Source organism: Streptomyces sp. AC1-42W (assembly GCF_003248355.1).
GTDB lineage: Bacteria > Actinomycetota > Actinomycetes > Streptomycetales > Streptomycetaceae > Streptomyces.
In genome coordinates, this window is sequence record NZ_QKWY01000002.1 from 2,966,985 (window position 1) to 2,984,540 (window position 17,556).

Annotated in this window: 17 protein-coding genes and 1 pseudogene; 15 read left to right on the plus strand and 3 right to left on the minus strand. The window is 71.9% G+C overall.

All coding sequences use genetic code 11. From position 1 onward, the window contains the following. The first annotated feature begins 561 nt into the window (after positions 1–561). From pcaDC to DNK56_RS31135, 8 genes are all read left to right on the plus strand, one after another. The gene (gene pcaDC, locus DNK56_RS31100) at positions 562–1,833 is read left to right on the plus strand and encodes a bifunctional 3-oxoadipate enol-lactonase/4-carboxymuconolactone decarboxylase PcaDC (protein WP_111339092.1); all 1,272 of its coding nucleotides are present in this window, start codon (positions 562–564) and stop codon (positions 1,831–1,833) included. A 12-nt stretch (positions 1,834–1,845) separates the two neighbouring features. Continuing rightward, positions 1,846–2,526: an MBL fold metallo-hydrolase gene (locus DNK56_RS31105; protein ID WP_111339093.1), complete on the plus strand. Its 681-nt coding sequence runs from the start codon at positions 1,846–1,848 to the stop codon at positions 2,524–2,526. 49 nt (positions 2,527–2,575) lie between these two features. Continuing rightward, complete coding sequence (locus tag DNK56_RS31110; protein ID WP_111339094.1) at positions 2,576–3,355, plus strand: exodeoxyribonuclease III; 780 nt, start codon at positions 2,576–2,578, stop codon at positions 3,353–3,355. 61 nt (positions 3,356–3,416) lie between these two features. Further along, positions 3,417–3,857: a DUF6278 family protein gene (locus tag DNK56_RS31115; RefSeq protein WP_111339095.1), complete on the plus strand. Its 441-nt coding sequence runs from the start codon at positions 3,417–3,419 to the stop codon at positions 3,855–3,857. Between the two features lie 145 nt (positions 3,858–4,002). Then, a complete protein-coding gene (locus tag DNK56_RS31120; RefSeq protein ID WP_111339096.1) occupies positions 4,003–4,746 on the plus strand; it encodes an amino acid ABC transporter ATP-binding protein in 744 nt (247 codons plus the stop codon). A 14-nt stretch (positions 4,747–4,760) separates the two neighbouring features. Continuing rightward, positions 4,761–5,672 carry a glutamate ABC transporter substrate-binding protein gene (locus tag DNK56_RS31125; RefSeq protein ID WP_111339097.1) on the plus strand — a complete coding sequence of 304 codons (912 nt, stop codon included), beginning with the start codon at positions 4,761–4,763 and terminating at the stop codon, positions 5,670–5,672. Between the two features lie 16 nt (positions 5,673–5,688). Beyond that, positions 5,689–6,333 (plus strand): amino acid ABC transporter permease, encoded by a 645-nt coding sequence (locus DNK56_RS31130; protein WP_111339098.1) that lies wholly within the window; start codon positions 5,689–5,691, stop codon positions 6,331–6,333. Further along, positions 6,330–7,202 carry an amino acid ABC transporter permease gene (locus tag DNK56_RS31135; RefSeq protein WP_111339099.1) on the plus strand — a complete coding sequence of 291 codons (873 nt, stop codon included), beginning with the start codon at positions 6,330–6,332 and terminating at the stop codon, positions 7,200–7,202. Before DNK56_RS31130 ends, DNK56_RS31135 begins: the two co-directional genes overlap by 4 nt. A gap of 88 nt (positions 7,203–7,290) precedes the next feature. Here the strand turns inward: DNK56_RS31135 and DNK56_RS31140 are convergent. Further along, positions 7,291–8,525, minus strand: a pseudogene (locus tag DNK56_RS31140) (Ig-like domain-containing protein). Between the two features lie 241 nt (positions 8,526–8,766). Between DNK56_RS31140 and DNK56_RS31145 the strand changes: the two are divergent. From DNK56_RS31145 to DNK56_RS31165, 5 genes are read left to right on the plus strand one after another with little or no spacing between them, the layout of a single operon-like run. After that, positions 8,767–9,930 (plus strand): lipid II:glycine glycyltransferase FemX, encoded by a 1,164-nt coding sequence (locus DNK56_RS31145; protein WP_111339100.1) that lies wholly within the window; start codon positions 8,767–8,769, stop codon positions 9,928–9,930. Then, positions 9,927–11,693 (plus strand): murein biosynthesis integral membrane protein MurJ, encoded by a 1,767-nt coding sequence (gene murJ, locus DNK56_RS31150; RefSeq protein ID WP_111339101.1) that lies wholly within the window; start codon positions 9,927–9,929, stop codon positions 11,691–11,693. The genes DNK56_RS31145 and murJ overlap by 4 nt, the downstream gene beginning before the upstream one ends. Positions 11,694–11,752: 59 nt before the next feature. Beyond that, the gene (locus tag DNK56_RS31155) at positions 11,753–12,475 is read left to right on the plus strand and encodes a response regulator transcription factor (RefSeq protein WP_111339102.1); all 723 of its coding nucleotides are present in this window, start codon (positions 11,753–11,755) and stop codon (positions 12,473–12,475) included. After that, positions 12,472–13,908, plus strand: a complete 1,437-nt coding sequence (locus DNK56_RS31160) for a sensor histidine kinase (RefSeq protein WP_111339103.1) — start codon at positions 12,472–12,474, stop codon at positions 13,906–13,908. The genes DNK56_RS31155 and DNK56_RS31160 overlap by 4 nt, the downstream gene beginning before the upstream one ends. Next, positions 13,905–14,426, plus strand: coding sequence for a hypothetical protein (locus tag DNK56_RS31165; protein ID WP_111339104.1), 522 nt, complete (start codon positions 13,905–13,907; stop codon positions 14,424–14,426). Before DNK56_RS31160 ends, DNK56_RS31165 begins: the two co-directional genes overlap by 4 nt. 34 nt (positions 14,427–14,460) lie before the next feature. On the opposite strand, the gene DNK56_RS31170 is transcribed toward DNK56_RS31165, so the two are convergent. Then, the gene (locus DNK56_RS31170) at positions 14,461–15,255 is read right to left on the minus strand and encodes an SAM-dependent methyltransferase (RefSeq protein ID WP_111339105.1); all 795 of its coding nucleotides are present in this window, start codon (positions 15,253–15,255) and stop codon (positions 14,461–14,463) included. A gap of 105 nt (positions 15,256–15,360) precedes the next feature. On the opposite strand from DNK56_RS31170, the gene DNK56_RS31175 reads away from it, so the two are divergent. Continuing rightward, positions 15,361–15,972 (plus strand): hypothetical protein, encoded by a 612-nt coding sequence (locus tag DNK56_RS31175; protein ID WP_241990144.1) that lies wholly within the window; start codon positions 15,361–15,363, stop codon positions 15,970–15,972. Continuing rightward, positions 15,972–16,742, plus strand: a complete 771-nt coding sequence (locus DNK56_RS31180) for a hypothetical protein (RefSeq protein ID WP_111339106.1) — start codon at positions 15,972–15,974, stop codon at positions 16,740–16,742. The genes DNK56_RS31175 and DNK56_RS31180 overlap by 1 nt, the downstream gene beginning before the upstream one ends. Positions 16,743–16,825: 83 nt before the next feature. On the opposite strand, the gene DNK56_RS31185 is transcribed toward DNK56_RS31180, so the two are convergent. After that, complete coding sequence (locus DNK56_RS31185) at positions 16,826–17,554, minus strand: siderophore-interacting protein (protein WP_111339107.1); 729 nt, start codon at positions 17,552–17,554, stop codon at positions 16,826–16,828. Positions 17,555–17,556 lie beyond the last annotated feature (2 nt).

Consider the following 17,556-nt stretch of genomic DNA (forward strand, 5'->3'; position numbering starts at 1 on the left):
TTCCTCATTCGCTCACGGCAGACGAGAAAGACGCTGGAAGGGGTGGAAGTAGTCGCTGGGGTATGTCAACGTACAACACCCTGAACCATGTGGTCGGTCAGCCCATAGACGAAGATCGCCGGTTGGCCGAACCGGCGATCGTGATGATCATCGAAGCGCGTTCGCATAGGCGGCTGTGCTTGGCGGTGGAGCTGCGTTCCCCGTCGGATTCCGCTTTGCGCCTTGGCGTGGAACGGTGCTGGTCCGCTGCCGATCGTTTGTGCTGGTGCCTAGTCAACGTAGGCCACGCACAGAAGGAGTGCGAGTACCCCTGCTTGATCCGATCAAGAAGCTTCCCCCAATTCTAAGGGGCAGGTGCGATACCGGTTCGTGGTCGACGTGGACCAGGCGCGAGTGCGGCCGACAGGACACGCTGCGTCGCGGCCGCCCATGCACCCTGAGAGGCTCATTGCCGATCGATGAAGGCGTCGGCGGTACTCGACGAGCCGAGCTGGGATGCATCGGGCCAGTCGGCTTTCCCCAGCTGTGTGAGATTTTGTGAGACGTGAGAGGGTGCGGGGCGTGAGTGAGACACCGAACACCCTGCAATACCGCTTCGACGGGCCGGAAGACGCCCCCGTCCTGGTCATCGGGCCCTCGCTCGGTACCACCTGGCACATGTGGGATCGGCAGATACCCGAGCTCACCCGGCACTGGAGGGTCTTCCGCTACGACCTCCCCGGTCACGGCGGCGCGCCCGCCCGGCCCGCCGCCGCCGTGTCGGAACTGGGCGACCGGCTGCTGGCCACGCTCGACGGTGTCGGGGTGCAGCGGTTCGGGTACGTGGGGTGCTCGATCGGCGGCGCGATCGGGGCCGACCTCGCGCTGCGGCAGCCGCACCGGGTCGCCGCGCTCGCCCTGGTGGCGTCCTCGGCCCGGTTCGGCAGCGCCGACGAGTTCCGGCAGCGCGGGGTCATCGTCCGCACCAACGGCCTGGAGCCCATGGCCCGCACCGCGCCCGAGCGCTGGTTCACGCCCGCGTACGCCGCCGCGCAGCCCGCGATCGTCGAGTGGGCCGTACAGATGGTGCGCACCACCGATCCGGGGTGCTACATCGCCGCCTGCGAGGCATTGGCCGCCTTCGACATCCGTACGGAACTGAGCCGCATCCCGGTCCCCACCCTCGTCCTGGTCGGGGCGGAGGACCAGGTCACCGGCCCCGGCGACGCGCGGACCCTGGTCGCGGGCATCCCGGACGCCCGGCTCGCCCTGGTGCCCGGCGCCTCCCACCTCGCCCCCGTCGAGCAGCCCGGCGCGGTCACCGACCTCCTGCTCACCCACTTCTCCACCGCCTGGCAGGACACCCAGGCGGCCATCCCCATGCCCGACTCCGTGCCCCGGCTCACCGCCCCCGTGCAGCCCGTCGCGGAGATCGCCGCCGTACCGGCCCCCGACGCCCCGCCCGGCGGGCGACCCGACCCGTACGAGCCCGGCATGCGGCTGCGCCGCGAGGTCCTCGGCGACGCCCAGGTGGACGCGGCGCTGGCCGATGCCGACGACTTCGCCGGCGACTTCCAGGAACTCGTCACCCGGTACGCCTGGGGCGAGGTGTGGAGCCGTGACGGGCTGGACCGGCGCACCCGCAGCACCGTCACGCTCACCGCGCTGGTGGCCTCCGGCCGGCTGGAGAGCCTGGCCGCGCACACCAGGGCCGCCCTGCGCAACGGCCTGACCCCGGCCGAGATCCGGGAGGTGCTGATGCAGACGGCCGTCTACTGCGGGATTCCGGCCGCGAGCGCCGCCTTCACGATCGCGCAGTCGGTGATTCGGGCGGAAACGACGCCGCCCGCGTAGCAGGATGGACGCATGAGCATCCAGCACGCCGAGAACACGGAGCGCCCGGGGCCGTCCGCGCTCACGCTGACCAAGCAGTCGCACTCCTGCATCCGCCTGGAGAAGGACGGGCGCGCGCTCGTCATCGATCCGGGCGGCTTCTCGGAGCGGGACGCCGCCATCGGCGCCCGGGTGATCCTCGTGACGCACGAGCACCCCGACCACTTCGACGAGGGACGGCTGCGGGCCGGGATGGAGGCCGACCCGGCCGCCGAGATCTGGACCCTGCGCAGCGTCGCCGACCGGCTGAGCGCCGCCTTCCCCGGGCGCGTGCACACCGTGGGCGACGGCGACACGATCACGGCCGCCGGGTTCGACATCGAGGTGCACGGCGAACTCCACGCCGTCATCCACCCCGACATCCCGCGCGTCACCAACATCGGCTTCCTCGTCGACGGCCAGGTCTTCCACCCCGGCGACGCCCTCACCGTGCCCGGCCGGGCCGTGGACACGCTGATGCTGCCCGTGATGGCCCCGTGGAACAAGATCTCCGAGGTCATCGACTACGTCCGCGAGGTGAAGCCGCGGCGCGCGATCGACATCCACGACGCGCTGCTCACCGACCTGGCCCGGCCGATCTACGACCGGCAGATCGGCGAACTGGGCGGCGCCGACCACGGCAGGATGACGCCGGGCGACTCGACGGCCCTCTGACCGCCCGCCGCCCCGGCGGCTGTCAGTGGCAGGCGTTAGGTTTACGTACATGCGCATCGCGACCTGGAACGTCAACTCGATCACCGCCCGTCTGCCGAGGCTGCTGGCCTGGCTGGAGAGCAGCGGCACGGACGTGCTGTGCGTCCAGGAGACCAAGTGCACCGCCGAGCAGTTCCCGGCGGACGCGCTCCGCGAGGCCGGCTACGAGTCCGCGGTCAACGCCACCGGCCGGTGGAACGGCGTGGCGCTGCTCTCCCGCGTCGGCCTGTCCGACATCGTCCTCGGCCTGCCGGACGGGCCGGCGTACGAGACCGCGCAGGAGCCCCGCGCGATCAGCGCGACCTGCGGCCCGGTGCGGCTCTGGTCGGTGTACGTGCCCAACGGCCGCGAGGTCGCCCACGAGCACTACGCGTACAAGCTGCGCTGGCTGGAGGCGCTGCGCAAGGCGGTCGCCGCCGACGCCGCGGGCCCGGCCCCCTTCGCCGTGCTCGGCGACTTCAACGTCGCCCCGACCGACGAGGACGTCTGGGACCCGGCTCTGTTCGAGGGGGCCACGCATGTCACGCCCGCCGAGCGCGAGGCGCTGGCCGCGCTGCGCGCCGAGGGCCTGTCCGATGTGATGCCCCGCCCCCTGAAGTACGACCGCCCCTACACCTTCTGGGACTACCGCGAGCTGCGCTTCCCCAAGAACAAGGGCATGCGCATCGACCTCGTCTACGGCAACGCCCCCTTCACCGCCGCCGTGGGCGACAGTTACGTGGACCGCGAGGAACGCAAGGGCAAGGGGGCCTCCGACCACGCCCCCGTGGTGGTCGACCTCGATCTCTGAGCCGCCCGCGGCCCGCGCGCCCTGTGGTGCGCGGGCGGACCGGGATGCGATTCTGAGTGGTATGAACATCCCTTTCCTGGACAACTGGCGTAAGCGTCACGGCGCGGCGCGGCGGACGGGGCTCGCGGGTGCCGCCGACGCCGATCCGGAGGGCGTGGCCGCGCTGCTCGCCGAGTGCGAGCTGCTCCGGGTCCGGGTGGGGGAGCGCGGCATCGAACTGGACGACAGCCCCGCCTCGTTGGAGGAGCTGGACCAGCTGCCGCCGCGCTGGCGCGACGATCCCGAGGAACTGCCCTGGCTGGGCAACGACGCGGGCCTCTACCTCGGCACGGTGCTGGTGCGCAATGTCGCCGGGGCGCAGTGGCACATCTGGCCGAGCGGCCAGCCCGTCGTCCGGCTCGCCTCCGGCCGCGAGATCGACGTCGTGGAAGCGGGGCTGGACTGGGCGATCTCCGGCAGCCCCGAGCTGTCCCAGGTGTACGCGGAGTCCGCCGAGGGCTGACCCGTACACCTGACGGACCACCGGCCGACCATCCGAAGAGATAAAACGCCTTATGCGCCATTGGTGCGTGTCGGTCGGGAAGTGCCTTGCCGGGCTGGTTAGTTTGCGCTGACCTCGACCGAGCGACAAGTGGGTAGGGCAGCGCATGGCCGTCGATCCGTTGATCGAGCTGCGAGACGTCAACAAGTACTACGGGAAGTTGCACGTCCTGCAGAACATCAATCTCACCGTCGGCCGCGGGGAGGTGGTGGTGGTCATCGGCCCGTCCGGCTCCGGCAAGTCGACGCTCTGCCGGACGATCAACCGGCTGGAGACGATCGAGGCGGGCCACATCACCATCGACGGGCAGCCCCTCCCCGAGGAGGGGCGGGGACTGGCCCAGCTGAGGGCCGAAGTCGGCATGGTCTTCCAGTCGTTCAACCTCTTCGCCCACAAGAGCGTGCTCGCCAACGTCTCGCTGGCCCAGATCAAGGTCCGCAAGCGCAAGAAGGACGAGGCGGACCAGCGCTCCCGCGAACTGCTGGACCGGGTCGGGCTCGGCGCCCACGCCGACAAGTTCCCCGCCCAGCTCTCCGGCGGCCAGCAGCAGCGCGTCGCCATCGCCCGCGCCCTCGCCATGGACCCCAAGGCCCTCCTGTTCGACGAGCCGACCTCGGCACTCGACCCGGAAATGATCAACGAGGTCCTGGAAGTGATGCGACAACTCGCCCGCGAGGGCATGACCATGGTCGTCGTCACCCACGAGATGGGCTTCGCCCGCTCCGCCGCCAACCGCGTGGTGTTCATGGCCGACGGCTGCGTCGTCGAGGACCGCACTCCGGAGGACTTCTTCACCGCCCCGGAGAGCGACCGGGCCAAGGACTTCCTGTCCAAGATCCTCAAGCACTGACGGGAGGCCCGGAGTTGCGTACGACAAAAGCACTGGCCGCCTGCGCCGGTCTGCTGCTCGCCGTCCTCGCCGCCGGATGCGGCAAGGAGGGCAGCCCGCCGGTCAAGGGCCCCAAGGCCGACCAACTGCCCGTCTACCAGGTGGACACGGACTTCCGGCTGCCGGACTCCCGAACCTGGCGGAACGCCGAGAAGCGCGGCTACCTGCGGGTGGGCGCCAAGGAGGACCAGCCCTACCTGGGCGAGAAGGACCCCGCGACCGGCGTCTACTCGGGCTTCGACATCGAGATCGCCCGCATGCTGTCGGCCTCCCTCGGCTTCGCCCCCGACACGATCCGCTTCCGCACGATCGCCTCCGCCAACCGCGAGACGGCCCTGCAGAACGGGCAGATCGACTACTACGTCGGCACCTACACCATCAACGACATGCGCAAGAAGCTCGTCGGCTTCGCCGGCCCGTACTACATGGCCGGTCAGGGACTCCTCGTGCGCACCGACGAGAACGACATCCACGGCCCCCAGGACCTGGCCGGCAAGACCGTCTGCTCGGCCGCGGGCTCCACCCCGTACCAGCGGATCGCCGCCGACTACCCGAAGGCGGAGCTCGTCGCGTACGACACCTACTCCATCTGCGTCGACAACCTGCTGACGTACCAGGTGGACGTCGTCACCACCGACGACGCGATCCTGCTCGGCTTCGCCGCCAAGGCACCCGACGAGATGAAGGTCGTCGGCAAACCGTTCTCCGAGGAGCCGTACGGCATCGGCGTCCCGCGCGGCGACAACGCGCTGCGCCTCGCACTCGACGACGCGCTGGAGGCCAACGAGAAGAACGGCAACTGGAAGAAGGCGTTCGAGGCGACGCTCGGCCTGTCCGGCGCGCCCGCGCCCGAGCCGCCGCCCATCGACCGCTACCCGGCGAACTGAGAGGACGGCCCGCCCCATGGACGTACTCACCGACAATTTCTCGCTCTACGGCAAGGGTTTCCTCGGGACCGTCGAACTCACCGTCTACGCCTCGATCCTGGCGATGGTCCTCGGCTTCGTGATGGCCTCGTTCCGGGTGGCGCCGGTCGGCTCGCTCCGCGTCTTCGGCACGGTGTGGGTGACGATCCTGCGCAACACCCCGCTCACCCTGCTGTTCTTCGCCGTGCTCCTCGGCCTGCCGCGCTTCGGCCTGGTGCTGCCATTCGAGGTCTTCGCCGTCATCGCGCTGGGCTGCTACACCTCCGCGTTCATCTGCGAGGTACTGCGCTCCGGCATCAACACCGTGCCCACCGGGCAGGGCGAGGCGGCCCGCAGCCTCGGGATGACCTTCGGGCAGACCCTCGGCAACATCGTGCTGCCGCAGGCGTTCCGCTCGGTGATCCCGCCCATCGGCTCGACGCTCATCGCGCTCGCCAAGAACTCGGCGATCGCCGGAGCGTTCAGCGTCACCGAACTCCTCGGCACCTACAAGACGCTCAACGAACTGGGCTACAGCATCATCTGGACCTTCGTCTGGATCGCCGTGGGGTACCTCATCATCACCCTCACCATCAGCGCGCTCTTCCATGTGATGGAGAAGCGCTGGGGAGTCGCCCGATGACCGCCCACACCGCGTCCGCCGCGAACGCCCTCTACGACATCCCGGGCCCGCACACCCGTAAACGCCACCGCCTCTACGGGCTCGTCTCGACCCTCCTCATCCTCGCCCTCATCGGCTGGGTCGTGTATCTCCTGTTCGACACCGACCAGTTCACCGCCGCCAAGTGGACACCCTTCGAGTACAAGGGCATCCAGGAACTCCTGCTGCGCGGCCTCGGCAACACCCTCAAGGCGTTCGCGTACGCGGCCGTCCTCTCACTGGCGCTGGGTGCCGTGCTTGCGGTGGGGCGGCTCTCCGACCACCGGCCGGTGCGCTGGATCGCCACGATCCTCGTCGAGTTCTTCCGCGCCATGCCCGTGCTGGTGATGATCTTCTTCGTCTTCGTGGCGCTGAAGGTGCAGCCGCTCCCCGCGCTGGTCACCGGGCTCACCCTCTACAACGGCTCGGTGCTCGCCGAGGTGTTCCGCACCGGCATCAACTCCGTCGAGCGCGGCCAGTGCGAGGCCGCGTACGCGCTCGGCATGCGCAAGACGCAGGTCACCACGTTCGTCCTGGCCCCGCAGGCGGTGCGCGCCATGCTGCCCACCATCATCAGCCAACTGGTGGTCGCCCTGAAGGACACCTCGCTGGGCTACCTGATCACCTACGAGGAATTCCTCCACGCCGGGAAGCTCATCGCGTCCAACCTGGACTACGATCTGCCTTTCATCCCCGTGGTGATGGTGATCTCACCGATCTACATCGGGATGTGCATGCTGCTCTCCTGGTTCGCCACCTGGGTGGCGAAGCGGCAGCGACGCAATCCGAAGACGGAGGCGGTGGGCGTCGGACCGGCACAGCCCGGCACGCTGATGCCGGGAGGGCGGTAAAAAGACGGGAGCGGGGTCCGACCGGCAGCAGTCGGTGATCACTTCACGCCACGGCGGGAAGAAGGTCAGCTGCGCGCCGGCGGACCGGTCAGCCGAGCGCGCTCCGCGTCCGCCAGTCGGCCCAGGAGACGTTCCACGCCCCGTAGCCGTTGCCCTCCGCGACCGTGCCCTTGGTGTCCTTGCCGGTGATCTCGAACGGGTCGCCGACGCGGACCTGCCGGTAGAGGGCCGCGGCGTCCGCGTCGCTCATCCCCACACACCCCGAACTGTGGTTGGCCCGCCCGAAGTACGCCGCGTTCCACGGGGCCGCGTGGGCGTACATGCCCGACCAGGTCAGCCGCATCGAGTAGTCGACCATCTTGTCGTAGGCGTCGCCCAGGCCCACCGTCTCGGAGCGCATGTTGATCGTGCCCTCCTTCGACATCAGCACCGCCGTCCCGCGCCACGACCGCTTGTCCCCGCCCGGCGTACCGCCCGACACCGGTACGTCCATGACCGTACGGCCGTCGCGCCGCAGCGTCAGCCGGTGCCGGTCCAGGTTCACCTCGACCACCTGGCTCGCGCCGACCGTGAACGTCGTCGCGTAGTCCCGTACGAAGAAGCCGCCCGCCGGGCCGGAGTCAACGCCGTTCAGCTCGGCGTCCAGGGTGATGCGGGTGCCCGGCTTCCAGTACTTCTCGGGCCGCCAGTCGACGCGGTCGCGGCCCGAGTGGTCGCGCACCCAGCCCCACGCGCCCTCGGTGTCATTCGACGTGGACACCTTGAGGGCCTTCTCCACCGCGGCCTTGTCCTTCACCGGGTTGTCGAACACGATCGACAGCGGCTGGGCGATCCCGACCGTGGTGTTCTTGCCGGGGGCCAGGGTCAGCTTGTTCACCTTGCCCGCCGCCCGCGTCGTGAACGACGCCGTGTCGGCGCTGCCCGAGGTGTCCCGCGCCTTCACGCGGTACGTGGTGCCGGGCGCCGCCATCCGGTCCGACGTCCAGGTCCGGCCGTCGGCGGATATCCGGCCGGTGAGCGCCCCGCCCCCGTCGGCCGACACCGTCACCTCGCGCAGCTTCCCGGCCGCCAGCGTCACCGTCACCGGCCGGCCCGCCACCGCCGAGGTGCCGTGCGGGCTCACCGTGATGGCGGCCGGAGCCGCCGCCTCGGACGGAGCGGCCCCGCCCCCGCCGCCGGCCCCCGGTCCGTGGCGGCGGCGCCACCGGAGCAGGCCGTGAGGGCGAGGCCGAGCACCGCGGCCCCGGCGGCCGGCGCGAACCGGGCGGCCGGCGCGAGCCGGGCGGGCCGCGGCGGACGCGCCGGAACCAGATATGCGCGCATCACAGGAGTCATGGGAATCAAGGGGAAACCTCCAGGTTTCTGCCGGATCGCAGGCGGCGACGCACCGGAGCCTAGGTTCCGTACATCCGCGCGGAAACCGGATCGCGCTCTGTGACGGCAAGCGGAGCGCAACGGTCATCGTCCGGTCACATTCGGCGCGCGGAGCGGTCACAGGCCGCTGTGAGCATCCTGTGCAGCCCCGCAGAACAGACCGCGGGAGGTACGAGGAAGGGCCACCGACATGTCAGCGCTGCTCGCCATGGGAGACCGCAGCCGCGAACGGGACCTGCGCATACACGGCCTCACGGCCGACGAGCACCGCGCCCATCTCGCCATCCACCCCGACGCCGGCTTCCTCCAGCACCCCTCCTGGGCCGGTGTGAAGGAGGGCTGGAGGTCCGAGAGCCTCGGCTGGCACGACGAGTGCGGCATACCGCGCGGCAGCGCCCTCGTCCTCTACCGGCAGTTCCCCGGCACCCGGAAGTACTTCGCCTACCTTCCCGAGGGTCCCGTCACCGACTGGGCCGATCCCGCGATGGACCGGTGGCTGCGCCCGCTGCTCGCGCATCTGCGCGCGGCCGGAGCCTTCGCCGTGCGCATCGGCCCTTCCCCCGCCTACCGGCGCTGGGAGGGCGCCCGGCTCAAGGCGGCCACCGGCCCCGGACGCACCGTCGGCGACGTGCTGGCCAGCGAGGTCGATCCGGTCGGCGCCGCCGTCGCCGACCGGCTGCGGGCCCGCGGCTGGCGGCGCTGCGGCGGGGACGGCGACGACGCCGACGCCCAGCCCCGGTACGTCTTCCGGGTCCCGCTCGCCGGCCGCACCACCGAGGACCTGTGGTCCGGGCTCAACCAGGAATGGCGCCGCAACGTGCGCCGCGCCCGCGCCGCCGGGGTGAGCGTCGTCACCGGCGGCGCCGCCGAACTCCCCGAGTTCCACCGGCTGCTGAGGATCACCGAGGAACGCGACGGCTTCCGGCTCGGCCGCTCGCTCGCCTACTACCAGCGCCAGTACGCGGCGCTCAACGCCGAACACCCCGGCCGCATGAAACTCCGCCTGGCCGTGCACGACGGCGAGATCCTGGCCGCCCACACCATGATCAGCACCGGCCGGCGGGTCTGGTACCAGACCGGCGCGTCCGCCGACCACCGCCGCGAGGTCCGCCCCAGCAACGCCCTCCAGTGGCAGATGCTGTGCGACGCACGGGACGGCGGCGCCGAGGTGTACGACATGCGCGGGGTATCCTCCACCCTCGATCCCGACGACCGCCCCTTCGGGCTGCTGCGCTGGAAGCTCGGCACCGGCGGGCACGTCGTGGAGACCCTCGGAGAGTGGGAGACATCGGTGGGCGGAGCCGCCAACAACACGTTGTACCGGGCGTTCCAGGCGTACCTGGCCCGCCGATGACCGCCGCCGGCACCGCCTCCGGGGCGGCCGCTCCCGAACAGCCCGACGCCCAGCAGCCCGGCCCGCAGCAGCCCGACGCCGGACAGCCCGGCGCCGAAGAATCCGGCTCCGGGCAGTCCGGCGCCCGCGGCTCCGGCTCGGTGCTGCGCAGCGGCGCGGTGATGGCCGCGGGCTCGATCGTCTCGCGCGCCACCGGGTTCATACGCTCGGCGATCGTCGTCGCCGCGCTCGGCACCGGGCTGCGCGCGGACGGCTACACGGTCGCCAACACCCTGCCCAACATCCTCTACATGCTCCTCATCGGCGGCGCCCTCAACGCCGTCTTCGTCCCCGAACTCGTACGCGCCGCCAAGGAGCACGCCGACGGCGGCGCCGCCTACACCGACCGCCTGCTCACCCTGTGCACCACCGGACTCCTCGTCCTCACCGGGCTCGCCGTCCTCGCCGCACCCCTGATCGTCTCGGTGTACGCCCCCACCTACGAGGGCGACCAGGCCGAACTCACCATCGCCCTGGCCCGCTACTGCCTGCCGCAGATCTTCTTCTACGGCCTGTTCACGCTCCTGGGCCAAGTGCTCAACTCCCGCGACCGGTTCGGCGCGATGATGTGGACGCCCGTCCTCAACAACCTCGTGATCATCGCCGTCTTCGGGCTCTACCTCTGGACGGCCGCCGGCTCCGACGGCACCCTCACCGCGGACCAGGCGCGGTGGCTGGGCTGGGGCACCACGGCGGGCATCGCCGTACAGAGCCTCGCCCTGCTGCCCTCGCTGCGCGGCGCGAAGTTCCGCTGGCGGCCCCGCTTCGACTGGCGCGGCAGCGGACTGACCCGGCCGCTGCGCGCCGCCGGCTGGCTCGTCATGCTCGTCCTCACCAACCAGGCCGCCTACTGGGTCGTCACCCGGCTCGCCACCGCCAGCGGCCAGCACGCGGCGGACCAGAACGTCGCGGGCGGCGCCGGCTACACCGCGTACAGCTACGCCTATCAGTTGTGGGTCGTGCCGCAGGGCATCGTGACCGTCAGCCTCGTCACCGCGCTGATGCCCCGCATGAGCCGGGCGGCGGCCGCCGGTGACCTCGCCGGAGTGCGCCGGGACCTCTCGTACGCGCTGCGCACCTCCGCCGCCGTCGTCGTCCCGGCCGCCGCGCTGCTCCTCGCGCTCGCGCCCTGGGTGATGGGCTCCGTCTTCGGCTACGGGCGCACCGACCACGCCGACATCACGGTGATGGCGGGCATGATGGCCGCGTTCGCGCCCGGCCTCGTCGCCTTCTCCGGGCAGTACGTGCTCTCACGGGGCTTCTACGCGATGAGCGACACCCGCACCCCGTTCCTGCTGAACCTCGTGATCGCGGCCCTCAACGCCGGACTCACCGTCGTCGCCTACCTCACCCTGCCCGCGCGCTGGGCGGTGACCGGCATGGCGGGCGCGTACTCCGCCGCCCTGCTCGCCGGCTTCGCCGTCACCGCGTACGTACTGCACCGCCGGGTCTCCCCGCCCGGCACGGCGCGCCCGTCGCTCGCCCGCTCGCCCGGCGTATGGGCGCATGTGCGGCTGGGCGTCGCCTGCGTACCGGCCGGACTGCTGGCGTACGGGGCGGCCCGCGCGGTCGACACGGAGGGCTCCGGCCTCGGCGACCTGGCCGCGCTCGGCGCCGGCACGGCTGTCCTGGCGCTGGTGGTGGCGGCGCTGGCCCGGCCGTTGCGGCTCGACGAGGTGACCACCGCGCTGAGCGCCGTCCGGGGCAGGCTGCGACGCGGCTGACCCCGTCTCGTTCGCCCGCCCGTTCGAAACCGTTCCCCGACCGCTGGGATACTGACGCCATGCCGCGCGTGCTCCTGATCGAAGACGACCCCTCCGTGCGCGAAGGGGTCGAGCTGGGCCTGCGCAGACGCGGCCACGACCTGCGGGCCGTCGCCACGGGCGAGGCCGGGCTCGCCGCGCTGGGCGAGTTCCGGCCCGACCTCGTCCTCCTCGACCTGATGCTGCCCGGCATGAACGGCGTCCAGGTCTGCCGCCGCATCCGCGAGACCAGCCAGCTGCCCGTGATCATGCTCACCGCGCGCGGCGACGACTTCGACGTCGTCGTGGGCCTGGAGGCCGGCGCCGACGACTACATCGTCAAACCCGCCCGCACCGAGGTCATCGAGGCCCGCATCCGCGCCGTCCTGCGCCGCCTCACCGCCCCCGCCGGGCGCGGCGGCACCGAGGCGCACGGCGAACTGACCGTGGACCGCGCGGGCCTCACCGTCGCCAAGTCCGGTGAACGCCTGCTCCTCGCCCCCTCCGAACTCAAGCTGCTGCTCCACCTCTCCGCCTCGCCCGAACAGGTCTTCAGCCGCCAGCAACTCCTGGAGTACGTGTGGGAGCACAGCTACCACGGGGACGCCCGGCTGGTCGACGCCTGCGTACGCCGGCTCCGCCAGAAGATCGAGGACGTCCCCGGCACCCCCCGCTACATCCAGACGGTCCGGGGCTTCGGCTACCGCTTCGGCCCCGTGACCGCCGCCGGGCCGGGCAGAGCCGACAAGGCAACCCTCGCGTGAAACCGTTCGCCGCCCGCTTCGGCCTGCGCACCCGGCTCGTCGCGGCGTTCCTGTTCGTCGCCGCCGTCAGCGCCGCCACCACCGCCGCGCTCACCTACCGCGAGGCCCGCTCGGCGATCCTCCAGCAGGCCCAGGACACCGCCGTCGCCCAGTTCCGCGACCGGCTCGGCACCCAGTCCGTCACCCTGCCGCTGGACGCGGAGCAGCTGCGCCGGGTGTGCCTCGGGCTCGCCCGCGCGGGCAGCGCGCACAGCTGGACCGTGTTCGCCGAGTACGGGGACCTGAAGGTCTCCTCATCGGACCGGCCCACCTCCGAGGTGATCACCGACGAACTGCGGGAGGACACCCGCACCGCCACCCACGGCTCCTTCCAGCGCGTCGTCAGGAACGGCGAACCCTGGCTGACCGTCGGCATGCCCGCCCTCTTCGACCAGGGCGACGGCAGCCGGCCCACCGGCCTGGTCCTCTACGCCGTGCTGCCGCTCGCCGACGAGGAGGCGAACATCGCCGCCATGCTCACCGCCGCCCGCGACGGCGCCCTGCCCGCCCTGCTCATCGCCCTCGTACCCGCCCTGCTCGCCGCCCGCAGCGTCCTGCGCCCCGTCCGCGACCTGCGCCGGGCCGCCGCGGGCATCGGCCGGGGCGAACTGGACACCCGGATCACCGTCCGGGGCTCCGACGAACTCGCCGGCCTCGCCCGGACGTTCAACGAGTCCTCGACCAAGCTCCAGGAGTCCGTGGACGAGCTGCGCCGGGCCGAGCAACGGGCCAGGCGCTTCGCCTCCGACGTCTCCCACGAACTGCGCACCCCGCTCGCCGGCATGCTCGCCGTGACCGAGGTGCTGGACGAGGACGCCGGTGAACTGCGCTCCGACACCGCCACCGCCGTTCGCCTGATCAGCGCGGAGACCGGCAAACTCGTCACCCTCGTAGAGGACCTGATGGAGATGTCCCGGTTCGACGCCCGCGCGGCCGGCCTCCACCTGGACGAGGTCGATGTCGCCGAGACCGTGCGCAAGACGCTCCAGAGCCGCCGCTGGGAGGACCGGGTCGGCACCGAACTCGCCGATGGCGTAAGGGCGGCGCTCGACCCGCGCCGCTTCGACGTGATCGTCGCCAACCTGGTCGGCAACGCCCTGCGGCACGGCGCCGAACCCGTGACCGTACGGGCGCGCTCCGGGCGGACCGAGGACGGCGACCGGCTCGTCGTCGAGGTCGAGGACAGCGGGCCCGGCATCGACGTGGCGGTGCTGCCGCACATCTTCGACCGGTTCTACAAGGCGGACGCGGCCCGCACCAGGTCGGCCGGCAGCGGGCTCGGCCTGGCCATCGCCCAGGAGAACGTCCGGCTGCACGGGGGCACGGTGCGCGCGGCGAACCGCCCCGAGGGCGGCGCGGTGTTCACCGTGGACCTGCCGCTGGGGGAGCGGTGAGGGCCGGACGCGCGCTCGGCGCGCTGCTGCCGGTGCTGCTGCTCGCCACGGGGTGCGGCATCCGCGCCACGGACGTGGTGGCGGCCGGTGAACCGGCGCGCGTCGAGGTCGCCCCGGTCGGCCGGTCCGGCACTCTGCTGTACTTCGTCTCCACGTCCACCCGGCTGCTCCCGGTCATCCGCCCGGCCGATTCGGCGGGCGCGGAAGGGGACTCGTTGGGCAGGGACCCGCTGGTGGGCGTGCCCGCGACGCTCGCGCTGCTCTTCCGGGGCCCGACGAGCCGGGAGCGGGCGGCGGGCGTGCGCTCGAAGCTTCCGGTGTTGCGGGTGAACGTGGGTGTGGAACTCAGCGCGCAGGGCATACGGGTCACTCTGGACGTCCCCGTTGCGGGCTTCCCCGAGGTGGCCCGCCGGCAGCTCATCTGCACGGCGGCCCGCGCCCGCACCGCGGACCGCACCGAGGCGGTCACCATCACCGGCACGGACGGCACCATCGGCCCGGCCCGCTGCTCGGTGTGACCGCGCCGCCCCGGGCGCGCCGCCGGCGGGGTGCTCAGCCGGCCTTGCGGGCGACCGCTCCGTAGCCACCGGCCGGTGTCCGGGCCGCGTACGGCGCGTCCGGCCGCCAGGACGACACGGGCACGAGGCCGGGCTCCAGGAGTTCGAAGCCGTCGAGGAACTCCGCGATCTCGTGGCGGGAGCGCGGGGTGAGCGGTGTGGTGGCGGTGGCGTAGACGGCTTGGGCCGCGCTGCAGTCGGCGAAGTCGTCGGTGGCGTGCGAGAGCACCAGACAGCTGCCGGCCACCAGCGTGTCGCGCAGGGCGGCGACGGCCTGTCCGGGCCGGTCCGCGCGCGAGAGGAAGTGGAGCACGGAGACCAGGAGCAGCGCGACGGGCCGGTCGAAGTCGATGACGTCGCGGACGCGGGGATGCTCCACGATGCCGTGCGGGTCGCGGAGGTCGGCGAGCGCGACGCCGACCCGGCCGGACCCGCTGAGCAGGGCGTCCGCGTGCGCGATGACGATCGGGTCGTTGTCGACGTACGCCACGCCCACCCCGGGCGCCGTCGCGCGGGCGACCTCGTGCACATTGGGGTGGTGCGGCAGCCCGGCGCCTATGTCGATGATCTGCCGTACGCCCGAGGCGACGACATGGCGGACCGCGCGTTCCAGGAAGGCGCGGTTGGCGCGGGCACCGGCCCGCTCCTGGGAGGCGGCCGCGACCAGCTCGTCACCGGCCCGCTCGTCCACCCGGTAGTTGTCCTTGCCGCCGAGCAGGTAGTCGTAGATCCTTGCGGAGTGGGGTCGGCCGGTGTCGATCACCGGGGCGGGTAAGCCGTGCTGCCTCACGTGGCGCTCCTCTCGGCGGTCGCTGCGATCCTGCCTTTGCGTCCGACAACGTGTCAACTAAAGTACACAAGAGCAAGATCAATGAGGGCGAGAGAGAATCACCACGTGAGTGCGAGCTGTGACGAGGGAGAGCCCCGGCCGGGCGCGGCCACCGAGGGCCGGCACCCGGAAGCGCGGTCCCTCGCGCACAAGCTGAAGGCGCTCATGGCCGACCGCAGGGACGCGCGGGGCAGGCCCTATGTCTCCCGCACCCTGTCGCGGGCCGTCGACGATCTGCCCGACCCGCCCGCGTCCGCGTCGTTCGCGCTCATCGCGAAACTCGCCGGCGGCCAGCAGGACAACCCGACGGTCAAGACCGTCCTCGCCCTGTGCCGAGCCCTCGGTGACGTACCGCCGGCCCATCTGCTGCCGCACCCCGGCTACGACGACCTCGCGGCGCTCGAAGCCTTCGAGGACCCGCTCGCCCGCCGCGTGCTCGTCCTGCTGGGCGGACTGCCGGAGAGCGAGGTCCGCGCGCTGGTCGCCCGGCTGGAACACCGGCGCGACGTCCTCGGTCTTCCTCCCGTACCGGACGACGGACCGGACGGCGGACCGGGCCGCGTACCGGAGGACCGGCCCGACGACCGGCCGGTCGGCGGGAAGCCGAAGCGGGCCCGGCGACGACGGACCGAAACCGAAGCCGCCCAATACGCGGCCGACGCACTGGAAGGTCTCTGATGGACGGCATCATATTCGGCGCCTGCGCGGTGGCAGGTGTGCTCGTCACCGTGCTCTGCGCCCGGAGAGCCATGCACCACCCGCGCGTGTTCACCTGGTTAATCGCCGTCGCCTTCGGCGTGTGCACCGTGGGGGTCTTCTTCGCGATCCCCGCCGTCGCCGAGACCGCCGAGGACGTCACAGGACTGGACAACGCCGGGAAGCTGGTGGCCCACGTCTGCGCCATCCTGTGGTGCGCGGCGCTGCAGATGACGATGGTGGACCTGGCCTACCGCCCGGAGTACCTGCGTACCGCCATGTACCAGCGCGGATTCGCGGCCGTCGTCGAACTGGCCGTCATGGTCCCGCTCTTCCTCGCCACGAACGGCCGGGACGCCGAGTTCACCACGGCGTACGCGGACGAGCCCTCCGTGGCCGCGTATCTGCTCGTCTACCTCTCCTACGTCCTGGTCACCTGCGGAGAGCTCGCCTTCATGTGCGGCCGCACGGCACGCCGGTGCCGGACGACCCGCCCCTGGACCGGTGCCGGCTTCACCCTGTGCGCCGTCGCGGCCGTCCTGGGCGTCGCCTACACCATGTCCAAGGGGTCGTACCTCGTCTTCCACGCGCTCGGCAGCCCGTGGTCCCTCGGCGTCGAGGAGAAGCTGAGCCCGGCCCTGAGCGGCCTCGCCGTCCTCTTCCTGTTCGCCGGGCTGACCATGCCGATGCTGGGCGGCCTGCTCCGGCGCATGCGCGGCCGCGAACGGACTCCCCAGGGCCTCGGCCACTGACCGCCTCCCCCTCCCGGCCCGCCCGGGAACCCGGTTGTGTGAGGGGTGCTCGACCTGCGTGAGGCGGGCTTGGGGGACGCGCGTCAGTCGGAGGCGAGCGGGTCCCGGTGGTCGGCCTCGTCCCGCTTCCAGTAGCCCTTGGCATAGGCGCGGTGGCGGTCCAGGCCGAGATCCTCCAGGAAGTGACGGCGAATGTCCCGGACGGCTCCGGACTCCCCGGCCACCCATGCGGCGACCCGCTGCCGCGGGACGGGCGCCTTGAGCACGGCGTCTCTCAGGGCTTCGCCCTTGACCCGGCCGGCGCGGTGCACCCACACGACGTCCAGGCCGGCCGGCAGGGCCACCTCGGTCCGGGCCTCGGGGCCCGCCACCTCCAGGTAGACGGCGCCGCGCATACCGGCGGGCAGGTTCTCGGCGATGGTGAGGACGGCGGGTTGGGCGCTCTCGTCGCCCGCCAGGAGGTAGAAGCCGGCGTCGAGGTCGGGGCGGAAGGAACCTCGCGGGCCGCCGAAGGAGACCTCCTGACCCGGGCGGGCGGCCTCGGCCCAGCGGGCGGCGGGGCCGTTGCCGTGCAGCACGACGTCGATGTCCATACGCGGCGCGGACGGATGCATGCGGCGTACGGTGTAGGCCCGGCCGATGGTCTGGCCGTCCAACGGGTCGGTGACGAACAGCTTTACCCACTGGGTCGGTTCGTCGCAGCGGAAGGCCGACATTCCGGGGCCTCCGAGGGTGATGCGCGCCAGGCGCGGGGCGATCTCGGTGACCGCTTCCACCGTGGCGGTGTGACGGGGACGACGGGTGCGGAACATGG